This is a genomic window from Agrobacterium sp. 22-221-1 (genome assembly GCF_053522445.1).
The window spans coordinates 58,676-74,266 of sequence record NZ_JBNWCL010000011.1 but is presented as its reverse complement, the minus strand read 5'-3'; the positions used below and the strand labels follow the sequence as shown (position 1 = coordinate 74,266).

Sequence of the window (15,591 nt, the reverse complement as noted above, 5' to 3'; positions counted from 1 at the left end):
ATGAGCGTCAAATTTACGTGAGGTTTTTTAGGGCCAGCGCACTACCGGCGGTAGAGAGGAGAGAATCGATTCGACATTGCCGCCGGTCTTGAGGCCGAAGATCGTGCCGCGATCGTAAAGCAGGTTGAATTCCACATAGCGGCCGCGGCGGATAAGCTGCTCGTCGCGGTCCTCTTCCGTCCAGTTCTGGTTGAAATTGGCGCGGACGATTTTCGGATAGACCAGATTAAAGGCGCGGCCGACATCCTGCACGAAGGCGAAATTGGCGTCCCAGCCGCCATTTTCCTCCTGCGGGTGCAGCCAGTCGAAAAAGATGCCGCCGATGCCGCGGGCTTCGTTACGGTGCTTGAGGAAGAAATACTCGTCGCACCATGTCTTGTAGCGCGGATAATCGGCAACCGGATGGCGGTTGCAGGTAATTTCGAAGGCGCGGTGGAAAAGCTGGCTGTCCGGGTCTTCCTGCGTCCTTCTGCGTCCCAGCACCGGCGTCAGATCCGCGCCGCCGCCGAACCAGTGGCTGGTGGTGACGACCATGCGGGTGTTCATGTGCACCGCCGGCACATTGGGGTTGACGGGATGGGCGATCAGCGAGAGGCCGGAGGCCCAGAACTGCGGGTCTTCTTCCGCACCCGGTATCTGCTTGCGGAATTCCGGCGAGAATTCGCCATAGACGGTGGAGGTGTGGACGCCGACCTTCTCGAAGACGCGGCCTTCCATCATCGACATCCTGCCGCCGCCGCCCTCGCCATTGTCGCGCAGCCAGTCTTTCTGGACGAAACGGCCGGGCTCCTGATCGGAAAGAGGGCCGGTCAGGTCGTTTTCTAGGGTCTCGAAGGAGTTAACGATGGTGTCGCGAAGATGCTGGAACCAGGCTTGGGCAAGGGCCTTCTTGTCCTCGATGTCGTCGGGCAAGCCCTTCGGCAAGATTGGCCGTTCCATGCGTATTCTCCTTTGGTGAAGTCGATTCCCTGTCGCGTCTAGCAGGTGTAGGCCCTGCGCACAAATTCGACTCGCCAAGTTCACATGCGGGCACTATCTTTATCGATGTAGGTGCCAGAGGTGAATATCATGACGAAATTTACCGGACCGCCGCCGCTCGACGGGCTGAAGCGCAGGATCGCCAATCACCGCAAGGCGCGTGAAGGCTCGGGCGACGACAAGACACGCAATGGCATGTTCGTGCGGCAGACCTTCTGTCTCGGACGCGAGGAAGCCCGCGCCAAGGCACGCGAATGGTTCGACAGCTTTCCGAAAGCGGCCTACTGGACGGAAGTGGAAAGCTGGCGGCAACTGGAAGGCGACCGCATCGAATTCACCATGCGGCGGCTTCCTTCGGCCGATTGAAATTTAGAGCGTTTTCGCATTTCCCGGAAATGCTTCAGGCGCGAGGCTCGGCATAACGCAGGCGGCTTTCGATCAGCACGCCGCTTTCATCCAGAATGGGATGCGCGACGGTCACGATATGGGCGTTGATGCGCTTCAGATCTCGCAGCATGTCGAGATGTAGCGAACTGGTCTGCATGCTTTCCGCAAGCCCGTCGCGCAGCCGCTCCAGATGGCGGTTGGAGGACTGTTTTTCGAGGCGGCGTATATCCACCTTGCTTTCCATCAGCCTGCGGGCGAGCTCGAAATCGCCGGTTACCAGAATGCTCTGGGCGGCGCGCAGGTTCTCGATGGTCATGTCGAACAGGGTTTTCAATTCCTCATAACCGTCATCGGAAAACTTGAAGCTGTTCAGTACCTTCTTGCGGATCTGTTCGCAGATGCCCTTTTCGATGATGTCGCCGATATGTTCGAGGTTGATGGCATAGTCGATGATGGCGATCGAACGACGCGCTTCTTCGTCGGAAAGCCCCTTGCGCCCCAGCTGCGACAGATAGACCTTCACCTCCTGCTGGCGGCGGTCGACCTTCTTTTCGAGCAGGGAAACCTCCTGAAGCGGCGTCAGATCGTTGTGCTTGAAGGCGTTTTCGGCGCGGATCAGCATCCGCTCGATGCTGTCGCCGACGCCGAGCACCTCGCGGGTGGCGTTGGCAAGCGCCACGACCGGCATGTCCAGCGCCTGCTGGTCGAGGAAATTCGGGCCGTCTTCGGCTTTCGGATCGCCCGGCACCAGCCTTGCCATCAGGTCGGACAGGAGGCCGGAGAAGGGCCAGGCCAGTGCTGCCAGAATGACGTTGAAGATCAGATGGGCGTCGACCGGCAATTTTGCGGGCGAAAGCGGCAATTGCTGCAGGAACTCCGCGCCATAGGAGGCGAGCGGCAGGGCGATGAGGCAGCCAATGGTGCGCACCAGAAGGTTGCCCATGGTGATGCGCCGTGCCGAGGCGGGGCCGGAAAGCGTGGCGATGACCGGCGGAATGGCGCCGCCGAGGTTGGCGCCGAGAATGAGCACGATGATGAGGCCGGTGGAAAGCGTGCCGGTGGCGGCGAGCGACAGGATGAGCACCACGACGGCGAGGCTCGAAGACGAAACGAAGGCGAGCACGGCGGAAAAGATCAGCGCGACGGGCCATGCCCCGTCAAGCAGGCCGATAAAGACGCCGAGAGCAGGCGAGGCGCGCATCGGCTCTGTCGCGCCGCTCAACAGATGCAGCGACAGAAGCATGAGGCCGATGCCGATCAGCGCCGTTCCGCCGCCCTGCCGGGCATTGGAACTGCCCTTTTTCAAAATAATGCCCGCAAGGATCAGCAGCGGCGACAGCCATTCCACCCCGGCTGCCACGATCCATGCGGTAACGGCGGTGCCGACATTGGCGCCGAGCAGCACCACCTGCGCCATGCGCGGCCTGATGAGGTCTCGTTCAGCAAAGGAGGCGACGGTGAGGGCCGTCGCCGTCGAACTTTGCAGCGCGACGGTGGCGAAGAAGCCGGAAAAGAAGGAACGCGGACCGTTCTGGGTGCCGGTGGCCAGCACGCTTCGCAGTTTCATGCCGAAGGCGCGGGTGACGCCATCCTTGACCTGGGCAAGGCCGAAGAGCAGCAGCGCGACTGCGCCGAGAAGGTTGACGATGACAATGGTGGATTGCATGCGACGTCTCCTCACACCCGCCGGCGGATGGTTCCGGCGAGCACGATTTTTATTGTCCGGCTAATCAGTATAGGAGCCTCGATGCCCTCGGTACAGGCCGGGTTGCGACAGTTTTGAAGTAAAAACGGTCAAATTTTGTATTTGCCCGAAAAATTGGCGTTAAAAATGGCGCCTATGCCCATGCCACCTGGCGCAAAGCCTCGCCGGCGATCATCGCCGCCGACATGGCGACGTTGATGGAGCGCTGTCCCGCCACCATAGGGATGATGATTCGCACCTCTGCCTTTTCATGCACATGGTCCGGTACGCCCGCACTTTCGCGGCCGAAAAGCAGGATGTCATCCGTGCGGTAGGCGATCTTCGTATAGGGCAGGGCGGCTTTGGTGGAGGCGAGAACGAGACGGCGGCCGGTGGTTGCCCGCCATTCCTCGAAACGCTCCCAGCTGACATGGCGCGTCAGCGCCGCCGCCGCGATATAATCCATGCCCGCCCGTTTCAGGTTGCGGTCGGAAATATCGAAGCCGGCCGGCTCGATGATGTCGACGCCAAGGCCAAGACAGGCGGCCAGCCGCAGGATGGTGCCGGTGTTGCCGGGAATATCGGGCTGGTAAAGGGCGATCCTGATTTCGGGCATGGTATCGGACATGGACGTCTCACTGCGGTTGGTCTGCCCGTCCGATTATCACGGGCAGGGGCCGGGCGACAGCTATGCTGTGAAAAGTCCCTTTGAGGCGTCGTTCCCGGCCGGATGTTCATTCGCGTGACACACAGGGCGGCTACCCATTCACCAATGCATCGTCGGGCTTTCCCGGACCATCGTGAATGGTCGGGACAGGCCGTTTCGAGCCGGATTTTCTGCACGCAACAACAGGAGGACACCATGTCCGAACGGGTGAATTTCGTCCATCTGACCGATCTGCATGTGGGCAATCCGCAGGTGCAGGACGATGATCTTTATTCCGAGACCTCGGCCACGCTTTCCGCGACGCTTGCGCAGATCAAGGCGCTCGTGCCGCCGCCTGAATTCATCGTCGCCAGCGGCGATCTGACCAACAGGGGCGATGCCGGCAGCTATGAGGAACTCAAGCGGCTGATGGCGGAAGCGGAACTCGATATGCCGGTGCTCTTTGCGCTCGGCAATCACGACCGCCGCGATGGTTTCTACCCGGTCATGCTCGACCGCCATGAGGATATGGACGAGCCCTATGACCATGCCGAGGTCATTGCCGGCATCCACATCATCGTCATGGATACCAGCGTTCCGGGCAAGGTTGGCGGCGCTTTCGAGCCGGGGCAGATCGAATGGCTGGAGGATGAGCTGGAAAACCACCCCGAACTGCCGAAGCTGCTGGTGATGCACCATGCGCCGGCGCTCGATTTCGACCGTCCGGAGGTGGAGTGGGAATCGCTTTCCTTCGCGGATACCGAGGCGCTGGACGAGGTGCTGTTCGAGCATGATGTCATCGGCATTCTTGCGGGCCACATCCATTACGACCGCATGTCGCATTGGCAGGGCATTCCCGTCGTGGTCGGCATCGGCCAGCATTTCGCCACCGATCCGCTTTGGCTGCATGAGGGCGTGCGCATGTTGTCCGGTGCGTCCTTCGCCATCGGCACGATAAGGGACACGGGGCTCACCGTTACCTTCGCGCCGCAGCCCAGCGACCGCCGGGAATTGAAGCGGCATACGCAGGCCGGAATGGCCGAGTTGATTGCGGGCTATGAAAGCGCAGAGGCGCAGGACGCGGCCGAATAGGGCGACGTGCGCATCGTTTAACGGGCGGAGACCTCGCGGGGTCATCTCCGCCCGTTCGCCTTTGGGCGGCACCCGCATGTTTTCTCGCGTATTCGGTGTCTTTCCGACTGGTCATTGACTAAATTTTGCGCTACAAGGCCATATCTTCAACACCAGCCAAGGGAGGTTCTCATGCTAGATGATGTTCGTATTCGCCTCCCGGCCCCCGTCGTGCCGCTGCTGGCTTAGGTGTTACTCCGCGGTTCGCCCGCGTTTCCCATTTTTCGATTCGTCATGTGGCTGTCACGGCCATATCCAAAGACTTTTCCGTTCCGTCGTGAGCCATATTTGTGTCCGCTCACCATGTCACGATGGAGCGATTGATTGCCGGAGCTTGGCCTATGTTTGGCTGGTTTGAAAAACGCCTCGATCCTTTTCCCTCTTCGGCGCCCTCCGTGCCGCCAAAGAAGCTTTTGCCGTTCCTGTGGCATTATGTGAAGCCCGCATGGCCATGGCTCCTGCTGCTTGGCCTGATGTCCATGGGCATCGCGATTGCGGAAGCCATGCTCTACAAATTCCTCGGCAATATCGTCGACTGGCTTTCCACGGCCAATCGCGAGACATTTTTTGCCGATGAGGGCTGGCACCTGATCGGCATGGCGGCGCTGGTGCTCTTCGTGCTGCCGCTGATGGGCGCGATCCACACCATGACGATGCACCAGACGCTTGCCGGCAATTTCGGCATGATTGCGCGCTGGAAGATGCACCGTTTCCTGCTGCGCCATTCCATGAACTTCTTCGCCAACGAGTTTGCCGGCCGCGTTTCGACCAAGGTGATGCAGACGGCGCTGGCGATCCGCGAAGTGGCGCTGAAGGTGATCGACGTCTTCGTTTATGCGATCAGCTTCGTCGTCTCGATGCTGTTCATGGTCGCGGCGGCGGACTGGCGACTGGTTATTCCGCTGCTGGTCTGGCTCGGTATCTACATGGCCATCCTCGCTTATTTCGTGCCGAAGCTCGGCCGGCTGGCGCAGGAGCAGGCCGATGCGCGCTCGATGATGACGGGCCGGATCGTCGACAGTTACACCAACATCTCGACGATCAAGCTGTTTTCCCATGCGGGGCGCGAGGAAAGATATGCGCGTGAGGGCATGAACGTGTTTCTCGGCACGGTTCACCGCCAGATGCGCAAGATTTCCGGCTTCAACATCCTGATCGACCTCAACAACGCCCTGGTGCTGTTTTCCACGGCGGCGCTCGGTCTTTATTTCTGGATGCAGGGTTCGGTTACGGCCGGTTCGGTCGCCATCGCCATCAGCCTTGCGATGCGCGTCAACGGCATGTCGCAGTGGATCATGTGGGAAGTCACCTCGCTATTCGAAAATATCGGTACGGTCTATGACGGCATGTCGATGATGACGAAGCCGCACGACATCGTCGACGTTCCGAAGGCGCCTGAGCTTGCGGCCCCGCAGGGCGCAATCCGTTATGACAATGTCCGTTTCCACTACGGTAAGAACAAGGGCGTGATCGACGGGCTGACGCTCGACATCAAACCGGGCGAAAAGGTCGGTCTGGTCGGGCGTTCGGGTGCGGGCAAGACGACGCTGATGAACCTGCTTCTGCGTTTTTACGATCTGGAAGCGGGCAGGATCACCATCGACGGGCAGGACATTTCCAAGGTGTCGCAGGACAGCCTGCGCGAGCTGATCGGCGTCGTGACGCAGGATACCTCGCTGCTGCACCGGTCGATCCGCGACAACATCGCCTATGGTCACCCCGAGGCCACCGACGAGCAGGTGATCGCAGCGGCGAAGCGGGCGAATGCCTGGGACTTCATCGAAACGCTTGTCGACATGCATGGTCGTCAGGGCCTCGATGCGCAGGTGGGCGAACGCGGCGTGAAGCTCTCCGGCGGCCAGCGCCAGCGTATCGCAATCGCCCGCGTCTTCCTCAAGAACGCACCGATTCTGGTGCTGGACGAGGCGACCTCGGCGCTCGACTCCGAAGTCGAGGCGGCGATCCAGGAAAACCTGTTCTCGCTGATGGAAGGCAAGACGGTGATCGCGATCGCCCACCGCCTTTCGACGCTGACCGAAATGGACCGGCTCATCATTCTCGACAAGGGCCGGATCGTGGAGGCGGGCAGCCATGCGGAACTGGTGGCGATGGGCGGTATCTATGCCGACCTGTGGCGGCGCCAGTCCGGTGGCTTCATCGCCGACCATGAGGCGGAAGTGGCCGCGGAGTAAGGAAAGACGGAGGGCGGCAAGCATGGTTTCCCGCCCTCTCGCCTATGATTATGTGCGCTAACCTCTCCTCCGTCATGCCGGACTAGATCCGGCATCCAGCCACGGCGCGTCTGCGCCGTGAGAGGAGTCTTTCGCGATCAAGGACTTGATCGTGCTGGACCCCGGATCAAGTCCGGGGTGACGGTGTGGGGATGCAGCCGATGCGCAAAATATCGCTGGGTCGATTTAAGGACGGGGAACGTTTCCCGCCCTTTTTCATTCCCCGAATGTTACCGAAATATAATCTCTTCCCGAAGCGTTCGCGGCTGTTCCCGCTCCGGGAATCCGCCTATATCCGGATCATGGTTATTACCCGCATCTTCGAGTTTTTCGAGAACTGGATAAAGCCCTTCGCCCGCAAGGACGATTTGCGGCCGCCTGAAAGCACGTTCGCCTTTATCTGGTTCTACATCTCGCAGGCCAAGGCGCCGTTTTTCGCCATGCTGGTGCTGGGCGGGCTGACGGCGGCCATCGAGGCGGCGCTGTTCTGGTTCGTCGGGCGGCTGGTGGATATTCTCTCTACCGTGAAGCCGGAAGAGGGCTGGGCGGGGCTGCTTGCGGCCCATGGCGGCGAGCTGGTGGGCATGCTGGTGCTGATCGGCGTCGTGCGGTTTATCGTCACCATGGTAACGGCGCTGGTGGATCAGCAGATCATCACGCCCGGTTTTTACAATCTGGTGCGCTGGCAATCCTATATGCATGTGGCGCGGCAATCGCTGACCTTCTTCCAGAACGATTTTTCCGGCCGCATCGTCACCAAGGTCTGGTCGGGCGGGCAGGCGGCGGGCGATCTCGTCACCTCGCTGATGGAAAGCGTGTGGTTCGTCGGCATTTATTCCGTTTCCATGCTGTTCCTGATTGGCGGGCTGGACTGGCGGCTTGCGGTCGTCGTTGTCGTCTGGGTGGGGATATTCTCGTTGCTGGCGCGGTATTTCGTGCCGCGCATCCGTTACCATTCCAAGGAAACGGCGGAAGCCGCCTCGATGCTCTCCGGCCGCATGGTGGATGCCTATAGCAATATCCAGACGCTCCGGCTGTTCGGGCGAGATGATGCCAATGACCGCTACATGCGACAGGGTTTCGACATTTTCCAGCATGCGACCATGACATTCACCCGGTTCATCACCGGCGTGCGCGCCTCCATGGCGCTGTTGTCCGGCGTGATGATCACCTCCATGGCGGCGCTCTGTATCGATCTGTGGCTTTCCGGCAAGATCAGTTCCGGTGCGGTGGCCTTCACGCTGGCGCTGGTGCTGCGTCTCAATTTCCTGCTCGGCCGGCTGATGACGCAGTTCAACGGCATCATGCGCAATTTCGGCACGGTGCAGAATGCCGCCGAGCTGATTTCGCAGCCGATCGGTCTCGTCGATGCGCCGGAGGCGACGGTGCTGGAGGTGAAGAAGCCGGGCATACGTTTCGAAAATGTCAGCTTCCATTACGGGCGCGCGAACGGCGTCATCGACCATCTCAACCTCGAAATCAGGGCGGGCGAGAAGGTAGGCATCGTCGGACGCTCCGGGGCGGGAAAATCCACTCTCGTCAATCTGCTCCTGCGTTTTTACGATGTCGAAAAAGGCCGCATCCTGATCGACGGGCAGGATATCGCCAGGGTGACGCAGGAATCGCTGCGCGCCCATATCGGCATGGTCACGCAGGATACGTCGCTGCTGCATCGCTCCATTCGCGACAACATCCTGTTCGGCCGCACCGATGCCACCGAAGCGCAATTACAGGAGGCGACGCGGCGCGCCAAGGCGGATGACTTCATCGCCAGGCTCGAGGATCAGCGCGGTCGCAAGGGGTTCGATGCACATGTGGGCGAACGCGGCGTGAAATTGTCCGGCGGCCAGCGCCAACGCATCGCAATCGCCCGCGTGATGCTGAAGGACGCACCGATTCTCGTGCTCGATGAGGCGACGTCGGCGCTCGATTCGGAGGTGGAGGCGGCGATCCAGAGCAATCTGGACGAGCTGATGCAGGGCAAGACGGTTCTGGCCATTGCCCACCGCCTGTCGACGATTGCCGCTCTCGACCGGCTGATCGTAATGGACCAGGGGCGCATCGTCGAACAGGGCAGCCATTCCGATCTGGTCATGCAGGGCGGTCTTTATTCGGAACTCTGGGCGCGGCAGTCGGGCGGTTTTCTTGCCGCGGACGAAGCGGCGCAATAAGCCCTTCGGCTATTTCCCGATCATGAAATCCGCCATCAGGCCGTAATGATTGGAACCGAGGCTGTCGGGCAGGCGGGTGGTTTTCATCAGCGTCGCCGGTTCGCGGGCGAAGATGTGGTCGATGGCGATGCCGAAGCGGCCGGCCTCCGTCGGCCATGTGGCGGGTTCGAAGGTCGCTTTCTTCAGATCGTTGGCGGCGAGGAAAGCGCGCATGTCAGGGGCGATGCCGGCCGAATTGAAATCTCCGGCCAGAATGAGCGGCCCGGTGACGCGAAAGAGAATTTCACTCACTTCATCGAGTTCGTCGCGATGATAATCGTCGAAATAGGGCTTGGTGATATGCCCGGCGGCGAGCGTCAGTTCCGTGCCGTCGAGATCGATATGGGCTATGGCAAACCGATCCCGGCGAAGATCGCTGAGGCTGTGGAAACGGGCTTCCAGCAACGGTCTTTTGGACAGGATGACCAGATCGCATCCGGGCGTTCCGGTGTAACAGCCAAGCCTGTGCGGATAGGTTTGCTGCAGACGCGGCAGGGCCGATTTCAGCGCCGCCGCCTCGAAGAGATAAACGGCATCCGCGCCCGATTCGAGAATCGTGTCGGCAATTGCATCCGCATTGGCGGCATTGTCCATCAGCACGTTGAAGGACAGCAGCCGGAAGGGTTTGGCGCCCGGCGCCGGATTGGCGGATGTGGAAAATTCCAGAAGCATGGCAATGGCATGGATGGCGAGCGCAAGCGACCAGACGACGAGGAGCGCCGAAACCGCGTCGCGCGTCAGCCAGAAAACGAGGCATGACAGCAGGATACAGACGATGGCGATGTGCAGCTGGAAACTGGTGACGAAGGCGAGAAGCCAGAAATCCGTCACATAACGCAGGCTGGCGACAAAAAGAACGGCAGCCACCGCCGTGGAGACCATGCAAGAGAGCTTCGCCGTCATCCGAATCCCTGCTTTCCGCGCTCTCCCTTGAAGTCTCCTAACATGGTGCATGGATGCGCACAATGTTGCCCGCCTGCCAAGGACGGCGAAAAAATGCGAGCCAAATCGGCCCCCTCCGGCAGAATTACGGCAGCTTTGTGTGCTTTGCTCTTGCCAAGTCAGTCAATATTTTGCGATCAAACACATGACGCGGTTTCTCAAATGCCGCGAGAATGACCAGGACGATGGGACGGAGTTTGTCTTGGATCAAATCATAGCGGGAGGACTCATGCGATTTACGGCAAAAACAGCGCAGAGGATGGTGTAGCGGTGAGCGAGCACGTAACCAATCACGACGCTTCGGGTGAACCGACCCGTCGCGATTTTCTTTACCTAGTGACGGGAATGGCGGGCGCTGTCGGTGCCGCCGCAGTTGCATGGCCCTTTATCGACCAGATGCGTCCCGATGCATCGACGCTGGCGCTCGCCTCCATCGAGGTGGATGTCGCGGCGGTCGAGCCGGGCATGTCGCTTACCGTGAAGTGGCGCGGCAAGCCGATTTTCATCCGCAACCGCACGGAGAAGGAAATCGAGGAAGCCAAGGCCGTCGCTCTCGGCGATCTGAAGGATCCCGTGGCGCGCAATGCCAACATCGCCGCCGACGCGCAGGCGACGGATATCGACCGCTCCGCCGGCGAGGGCAAGGAAAACTGGATCGTCATGGTCGGTTCCTGTACCCATCTCGGTTGCATTCCGCTCGGCCAGGCCGGCGATTTCGGCGGGTGGTTCTGTCCCTGCCATGGCTCGCACTACGATACGGCGGGCCGCATACGTAAGGGTCCGGCGCCGCAGAACCTCGCCATCCCGACATTTGCATTCACATCCGATACCGTGATCAAGATCGGATAAGGGGACAGATATTCATGAGTGGTCATTCCAGTTATCAGCCGTCCACCGGCATCGAAAGGTGGATCGATTCGCGGCTTCCCTTGCCGCGCATGATCTATGACAGCTTCGTTGCCTATCCTGTCCCGCGTAACCTGAACTACGCCTACACCTTCGGCGCGATGCTTTCCGTCATGCTGCTGGTGCAAATCCTCACCGGCGTCGTGCTGGCCATGCATTATGCGGCCGAAACGACGGTCGCCTTCAATTCCGTCGAAAAGATCATGCGCGACGTCAACCATGGCTGGCTGCTGCGCTACATGCATGCCAACGGTGCGTCGTTCTTCTTCATCGCGGTTTACCTGCACATCGCCCGCGGCCTTTATTACGGCTCCTACAAGGCGCCGCGCGAAATCCTCTGGATTCTCGGCTGCGTGATCTTCCTGCTGATGATGGCGACGGGCTTCATGGGCTACGTTCTGCCCTGGGGCCAGATGTCCTTCTGGGGTGCAACCGTTATCACCGGCTTCTTCACGGCGTTCCCCGCCATCGGTGAGTGGATCCAGCAGTTTCTGCTCGGCGGCTTTGCCGTGGACCAGCCGACGCTGAACCGCTTCTTCGCGCTTCACTATCTGCTGCCCTTCATGATCGCAGGCGTCGTGATCCTGCACATCTGGGCGCTGCATGTGACCGGCCAGACCAACCCGACCGGCGTTGAAGTGAAGAGCAAGACCGACACGGTTCCCTTCACACCCTATGCGACGCTGAAGGATGCGCTCGGTGTTTCCGTGTTCCTGATCGGTTACGCCTGGTTCGTGTTCTACATGCCGAACTTCCTTGGCCACCCCGACAACTACATCATGGCCAATCCTCTGTCGACGCCGGCGCATATCGTTCCTGAATGGTACTTCCTGCCGTTCTACGCCATGCTGCGCGCCATCGACTTCAACATCTGGATCATCGATTCCAAGCTCGGTGGCGTTCTCGTGATGTTCGGCGCGATCGTCGTGCTGTTCTTCCTGCCCTGGCTCGATACGTCGAAGGTGCGTTCCGCCGTCTATCGTCCCTGGTACAAGATGTTCTTCTGGCTGTTCGTGGTCAATGCCATCATGCTCGGCTGGCTGGGTTCGCGCCCGGCGGAAGGAACTGGCCTGATCGGCCTGCTCACCGGCGATCTGAAAGGCAATTATGTCGGCTATTCGCAGCTCGGCACGCTTTATTATTTCGGTTTCTTCCTCGTCATCATGCCGATCCTCGGTCTGGTCGAAACGCCCCGGCGTATTCCGAATTCGATTACCGAGGCCGTTCTCGAAAAGAACGCCGCCAAGACGGGTGCCGCATCTGCGGCTGCCGAAGTCTGAGCGCGAAGGAAGGATGACGACAATGAAGAAGCTTGTAACGAGCATCGCGTTTATCACCGCCATCGGCTGTTCCGTCGCCGTCGCTTCGGCGGCGGAAGAAAGCCACGATCTCGCCGGCCAGGCCACGCATGCGATTGCCGGCAATCACTTTCCGATCATCAAGCCGGAGGAGCAGAGCTGGTCTTTCGCAGGGCCCTTCGGCAAATATGACAAGGGCCAGCTGCAGCGCGGCCTGAAGGTTTACAAGGAAGTCTGCTCCGCCTGCCATTCGATGAACCTTGTCTCTTTCCGCACGCTGGAGGATCTCGGTTATTCGGAAGAGCAGGTGAAGGCTTTCTCCGCCGAATATGAAGTACAGGACGGGCCGAACGCCGATGGTGAAATGTACAATCGCAAGGCCGCGCCTTCTGATCATTTCCCCTCGCCATTCCCTAACCACGAAGCGGCTGCGGCCGCCAACGGTGGTGCAGCACCGCCGGATATGTCGCTGCTCGCCAAGGCGCGTGGCGTAGAACGCGGCTTTCCGCAATTCATCATCGACATGATCCCGATTGTCGGCGGTTATCAGGAAGGCGGCCCGGATTATATTCATGCGCTGTTGACGGGTTATCAGGAGCCGCCAGCCGGCATCAAAAACACGGACGGTTCGGATTACAAGGTGCCGGAAGGCACACATTTCAACCCGTATTTCGTCAGCGCAGTCGCGCTGAAGATGGCGCCGCCGATCAGTGCCGATCAGGTAACCTATGACGACGGCGCGCCGCAGACCGTGGACCAATATTCCAAGGACGTTGCTGCGTTCCTGATGTGGGCGGCAGAACCGCATCTGGAAGAGCGCAAGCGCACCGGCTTCATGGTCATGGTGTTCCTGTTCATCTTCACGGCGCTGATCTATCTCACCAAGAAATCGGTCTACGCCAACAAGGAACATTGATCGGCTTCGAGAAGATGCCTGTCAGTCATTGGCCTCTACGGTCTTCCGTGGGGGCCTTTTCATGTGTCGAGAGGGATGGTGGAAATGACGACAATTCGTAACGGCGGCTGCCTGTGCGGCTCCATCCGCTTTGAAGCGAAGGGCGAGCCCGGCAATCCGCACACTTGCTCCTGCGATATCTGCCAGCGGCATTCCGGTGCGCCCAGCCTTGCCTGGGTGGAGTTCGAGAAGGATGCGGTGACATGGACGGGAGAGGGCGGCGCGCCTTCGACTTTCCGATCCTCCGATTATTCCAGTCGGGCTTTCTGCCCGATCTGCGGCAGCACGCTTGGCGCCATCGACGACGCGCCGACGGTTGCGCTGGTCTCGGGAAGTTTCGATGACAGGGACGACGAGGCGCTGCGGCCCCTGTCGCATTCCTTCGAGGATGTCTGCCCGGCCTGGGCGCGGATCGAGGGAATGTCGCCGGCGGAATGAGCGCCGGCCCTTTTTAGTTGGTCCGCCGCCGTCAAGTTGATAGGGTGGTCCGAACCTTCTGATCCATTTCCCTTATCTCAACTGGAAATACCATGACCGTTATCGCTTCGGAGCTTTCCGCTGCCATCCGTTCCATTCCCGACTATCCGAAGCCGGGCATCATCTTCCGGGACATCACGACGCTGCTCGGTAACCCCCGCGCTTTTCGCCGTGCCGTGGACGAACTCGTGCAACCCTATGCCGGAACGAAGATCGACAAAATCGCCGGCATGGAAGCACGCGGCTTCATTCTGGGCGGTGCGGTGGCGCATCAGCTATCGGCCGGTTTCGTGCCGATCCGCAAGAAGGGCAAGCTGCCGCACACCACCGTCCGTGTCGCCTACAGCCTTGAATACGGCGTCGACGAAATGGAAATGCATGTGGATGCAGTCCAGCCGGGCGAAAAGGTTATTCTGGTCGACGACCTGATTGCGACCGGCGGCACTGCCGAAGGTGCGGTCAAGCTTTTGCGGCAGATGGGTGCGGAGATCGTTTCCGCCTGTTTCGTTATCGACCTGCCCGATCTCGGTGGTCGCAAGAAGCTGGAAGACCTTGGCGTCGAGGTGCGGACGCTGGTGGAGTTTTCCGGCCACTGAGATGGTAACGGGGCAATGGTGACGCTATTGCCCCGACGCTTTTCTATTCGAATTCCAGAACCCCGCTCTGGAAGGTCATCACTGTTTCTCCCGACTGGTTGAGGCCCTCGTTAAATGTGGTGTTCAGCCAGACGCCGGCTCTGGATTCCAGCGCTCGGGTCTCGAGCAGGGTCACGAAATAGGTGACATCGTCTCCGGCGAAGACCGGTTTTTTCCATTTGAGTTCGCGAAAGCCGGGGGAGGGGCCGAGTTTGGGCGGCTCAAGGCCCTGTAGCTTCAATCTTTTCACCTCTTTGGCCCAGTGAGAGAGGAAGCATTTCATCCAGCCTGCGCCCGTGTGCCAGCCGGAAGCGCAGAGAGCGCCGAAAACGCTGTTCTTTGCGGCTTCCGCGTCGAGATGAAAGGGCTGCGGATCGAAATCGCGGGCAAAACGGATGATGTCTTCGGCGGAAAAATGCAGCGTATCGAGGGTGACGCGTTCGCCGATGGGAGAAAGTTCTGCCAGTTTCATGCTGCAACGCCTCCATTGCCGCGCATCAGGAACATCACGGTGTTTTCGCCGTGCGATACCAGAACGCCGCGCTGGTTATAAAGCTCGTGGCGTAATTTCACGAGGCCGATGCCGGGGCGCGAGGCGGAGGGCCGCTGTTCCAGCACGATGGATTTTCCGACAAGCGTATCGCCTGCCAGAACCGGCTTTTTCCAGTCGACGAAATCGATGCCGGGGCTGCCCTGCGAGGTCGAGTTCGAGATGTAGCTGTCCGCCATCATCCGCATCAGCAGGCTGCAGGTGTGCCAGCCGGAAGCCGCCAGCCCGCCGAGAATGCTCTGGCGGCCAGCCTCTTCGGAAAGATGCATCGGCTGTGGGTCGAATTCGCTGGCGAAGGCGATGATCTGCTCTGCGGAAATCGATTGCGGGCCCAAAGGAAATTCCCGACCGACGGAAAAATCCTCATAGGCATATGTCGCGACCGGCGTCATGGTTTCCTCCCTTCGCACAGTCAATATCGGCGGCATCTAAAATGATTTTTCCCTTTACGTAAAGGTCAAATCGGGGAGGCCGGTTCTTGGGGAGGTAGTTTGGAGCGAGTGGGCGCGCGTTTCGCCTTCTCCCCGAGGGGGAGAAGGTCGCGGCAGCGGGATGAGGGGG

The 15,591-nt window shown here is 60.0% G+C and carries 15 protein-coding genes; 9 read left to right on the top strand and 6 right to left on the bottom strand.

Annotated features, from left to right (window positions below):
- Positions 1 to 27: 27 nt before the first annotated feature.
- Complete coding sequence (hemF, locus tag ACQZ5N_RS17300) at positions 28 to 939, bottom strand: oxygen-dependent coproporphyrinogen oxidase (protein ID WP_196379207.1); 912 nt, start codon at positions 937 to 939, stop codon at positions 28 to 30.
- Between the two features lie 129 nt (positions 940 to 1,068).
- Between hemF and ACQZ5N_RS17295 the strand changes: the two genes are divergently transcribed.
- Positions 1,069 to 1,344: a hypothetical protein gene (locus ACQZ5N_RS17295; protein WP_003523094.1), complete on the top strand. Its 276-nt coding sequence runs from the start codon at positions 1,069 to 1,071 to the stop codon at positions 1,342 to 1,344.
- A gap of 34 nt (positions 1,345 to 1,378) precedes the next feature.
- Here the strand turns inward: ACQZ5N_RS17295 and ACQZ5N_RS17290 are convergent, their stop codons facing one another.
- Complete coding sequence (locus ACQZ5N_RS17290; protein ID WP_174057138.1) at positions 1,379 to 3,031, bottom strand: Na/Pi cotransporter family protein; 1,653 nt, start codon at positions 3,029 to 3,031, stop codon at positions 1,379 to 1,381.
- A 172-nt stretch (positions 3,032 to 3,203) separates the two neighbouring features.
- The gene (locus tag ACQZ5N_RS17285; RefSeq protein ID WP_448733606.1) at positions 3,204 to 3,677 is read right to left on the bottom strand and encodes a tRNA (cytidine(34)-2'-O)-methyltransferase; all 474 of its coding nucleotides are present in this window, start codon (positions 3,675 to 3,677) and stop codon (positions 3,204 to 3,206) included.
- 234 nt (positions 3,678 to 3,911) lie between these two features.
- Between ACQZ5N_RS17285 and ACQZ5N_RS17280 the strand changes: the two genes are divergently transcribed.
- From ACQZ5N_RS17280 to ACQZ5N_RS17270, 3 genes are all read left to right on the top strand, one after another.
- Entirely contained in the window at positions 3,912 to 4,787 is an 876-nt protein-coding gene (locus ACQZ5N_RS17280) for a phosphodiesterase (RefSeq protein WP_448733605.1), read from the top strand.
- A 380-nt stretch (positions 4,788 to 5,167) separates the two neighbouring features.
- A complete protein-coding gene (locus ACQZ5N_RS17275; RefSeq protein WP_003523098.1) occupies positions 5,168 to 7,018 on the top strand; it encodes an ABC transporter ATP-binding protein in 1,851 nt (616 codons plus the stop codon).
- Between the two features lie 200 nt (positions 7,019 to 7,218).
- Positions 7,219 to 9,228: an ABC transporter ATP-binding protein gene (locus ACQZ5N_RS17270; RefSeq protein ID WP_448733604.1), complete on the top strand. Its 2,010-nt coding sequence runs from the start codon at positions 7,219 to 7,221 to the stop codon at positions 9,226 to 9,228.
- 9 nt (positions 9,229 to 9,237) lie between these two features.
- On the opposite strand, the gene ACQZ5N_RS17265 is transcribed toward ACQZ5N_RS17270, so the two are convergent.
- Positions 9,238 to 10,170 carry an endonuclease/exonuclease/phosphatase family protein gene (locus tag ACQZ5N_RS17265; protein WP_448733603.1) on the bottom strand — a complete coding sequence of 311 codons (933 nt, stop codon included), beginning with the start codon at positions 10,168 to 10,170 and terminating at the stop codon, positions 9,238 to 9,240.
- Positions 10,171 to 10,479: 309 nt separating this feature from the next.
- Here ACQZ5N_RS17265 and petA point away from each other — a divergent pair, with 309 nt between their 5' ends.
- The 5 genes from petA (at position 10,480) to ACQZ5N_RS17240 (ending at position 14,441) form a co-directional block, all read left to right on the top strand.
- On the top strand, positions 10,480 to 11,058 hold the full coding sequence (gene petA, locus ACQZ5N_RS17260) for a ubiquinol-cytochrome c reductase iron-sulfur subunit (protein ID WP_196379203.1): 579 nt from the start codon (positions 10,480 to 10,482) through the stop codon (positions 11,056 to 11,058).
- A 14-nt stretch (positions 11,059 to 11,072) separates the two neighbouring features.
- The gene (locus ACQZ5N_RS17255; protein ID WP_142857120.1) at positions 11,073 to 12,395 is read left to right on the top strand and encodes a cytochrome b; all 1,323 of its coding nucleotides are present in this window, start codon (positions 11,073 to 11,075) and stop codon (positions 12,393 to 12,395) included.
- A 22-nt stretch (positions 12,396 to 12,417) separates the two neighbouring features.
- On the top strand, positions 12,418 to 13,329 hold the full coding sequence (locus ACQZ5N_RS17250; protein WP_448733602.1) for a cytochrome c1: 912 nt from the start codon (positions 12,418 to 12,420) through the stop codon (positions 13,327 to 13,329).
- Positions 13,330 to 13,413: 84 nt separating this feature from the next.
- A complete protein-coding gene (locus ACQZ5N_RS17245; protein WP_448733601.1) occupies positions 13,414 to 13,806 on the top strand; it encodes a GFA family protein in 393 nt (130 codons plus the stop codon).
- Positions 13,807 to 13,898: 92 nt separating this feature from the next.
- A complete protein-coding gene (locus ACQZ5N_RS17240) occupies positions 13,899 to 14,441 on the top strand; it encodes an adenine phosphoribosyltransferase (RefSeq protein ID WP_003494623.1) in 543 nt (180 codons plus the stop codon).
- A 43-nt stretch (positions 14,442 to 14,484) separates the two neighbouring features.
- Here the strand turns inward: ACQZ5N_RS17240 and ACQZ5N_RS17235 are convergent, their stop codons facing one another.
- Together ACQZ5N_RS17235 and ACQZ5N_RS17230 are read right to left on the bottom strand one after the other, a co-directional pair.
- Positions 14,485 to 14,952 carry a MaoC family dehydratase gene (locus ACQZ5N_RS17235; RefSeq protein ID WP_448733600.1) on the bottom strand — a complete coding sequence of 156 codons (468 nt, stop codon included), beginning with the start codon at positions 14,950 to 14,952 and terminating at the stop codon, positions 14,485 to 14,487.
- Entirely contained in the window at positions 14,949 to 15,422 is a 474-nt protein-coding gene (locus ACQZ5N_RS17230; RefSeq protein ID WP_065655710.1) for a MaoC family dehydratase, read from the bottom strand. Before ACQZ5N_RS17230 ends, ACQZ5N_RS17235 begins: the two co-directional genes overlap by 4 nt.
- Positions 15,423 to 15,591 lie beyond the last annotated feature (169 nt).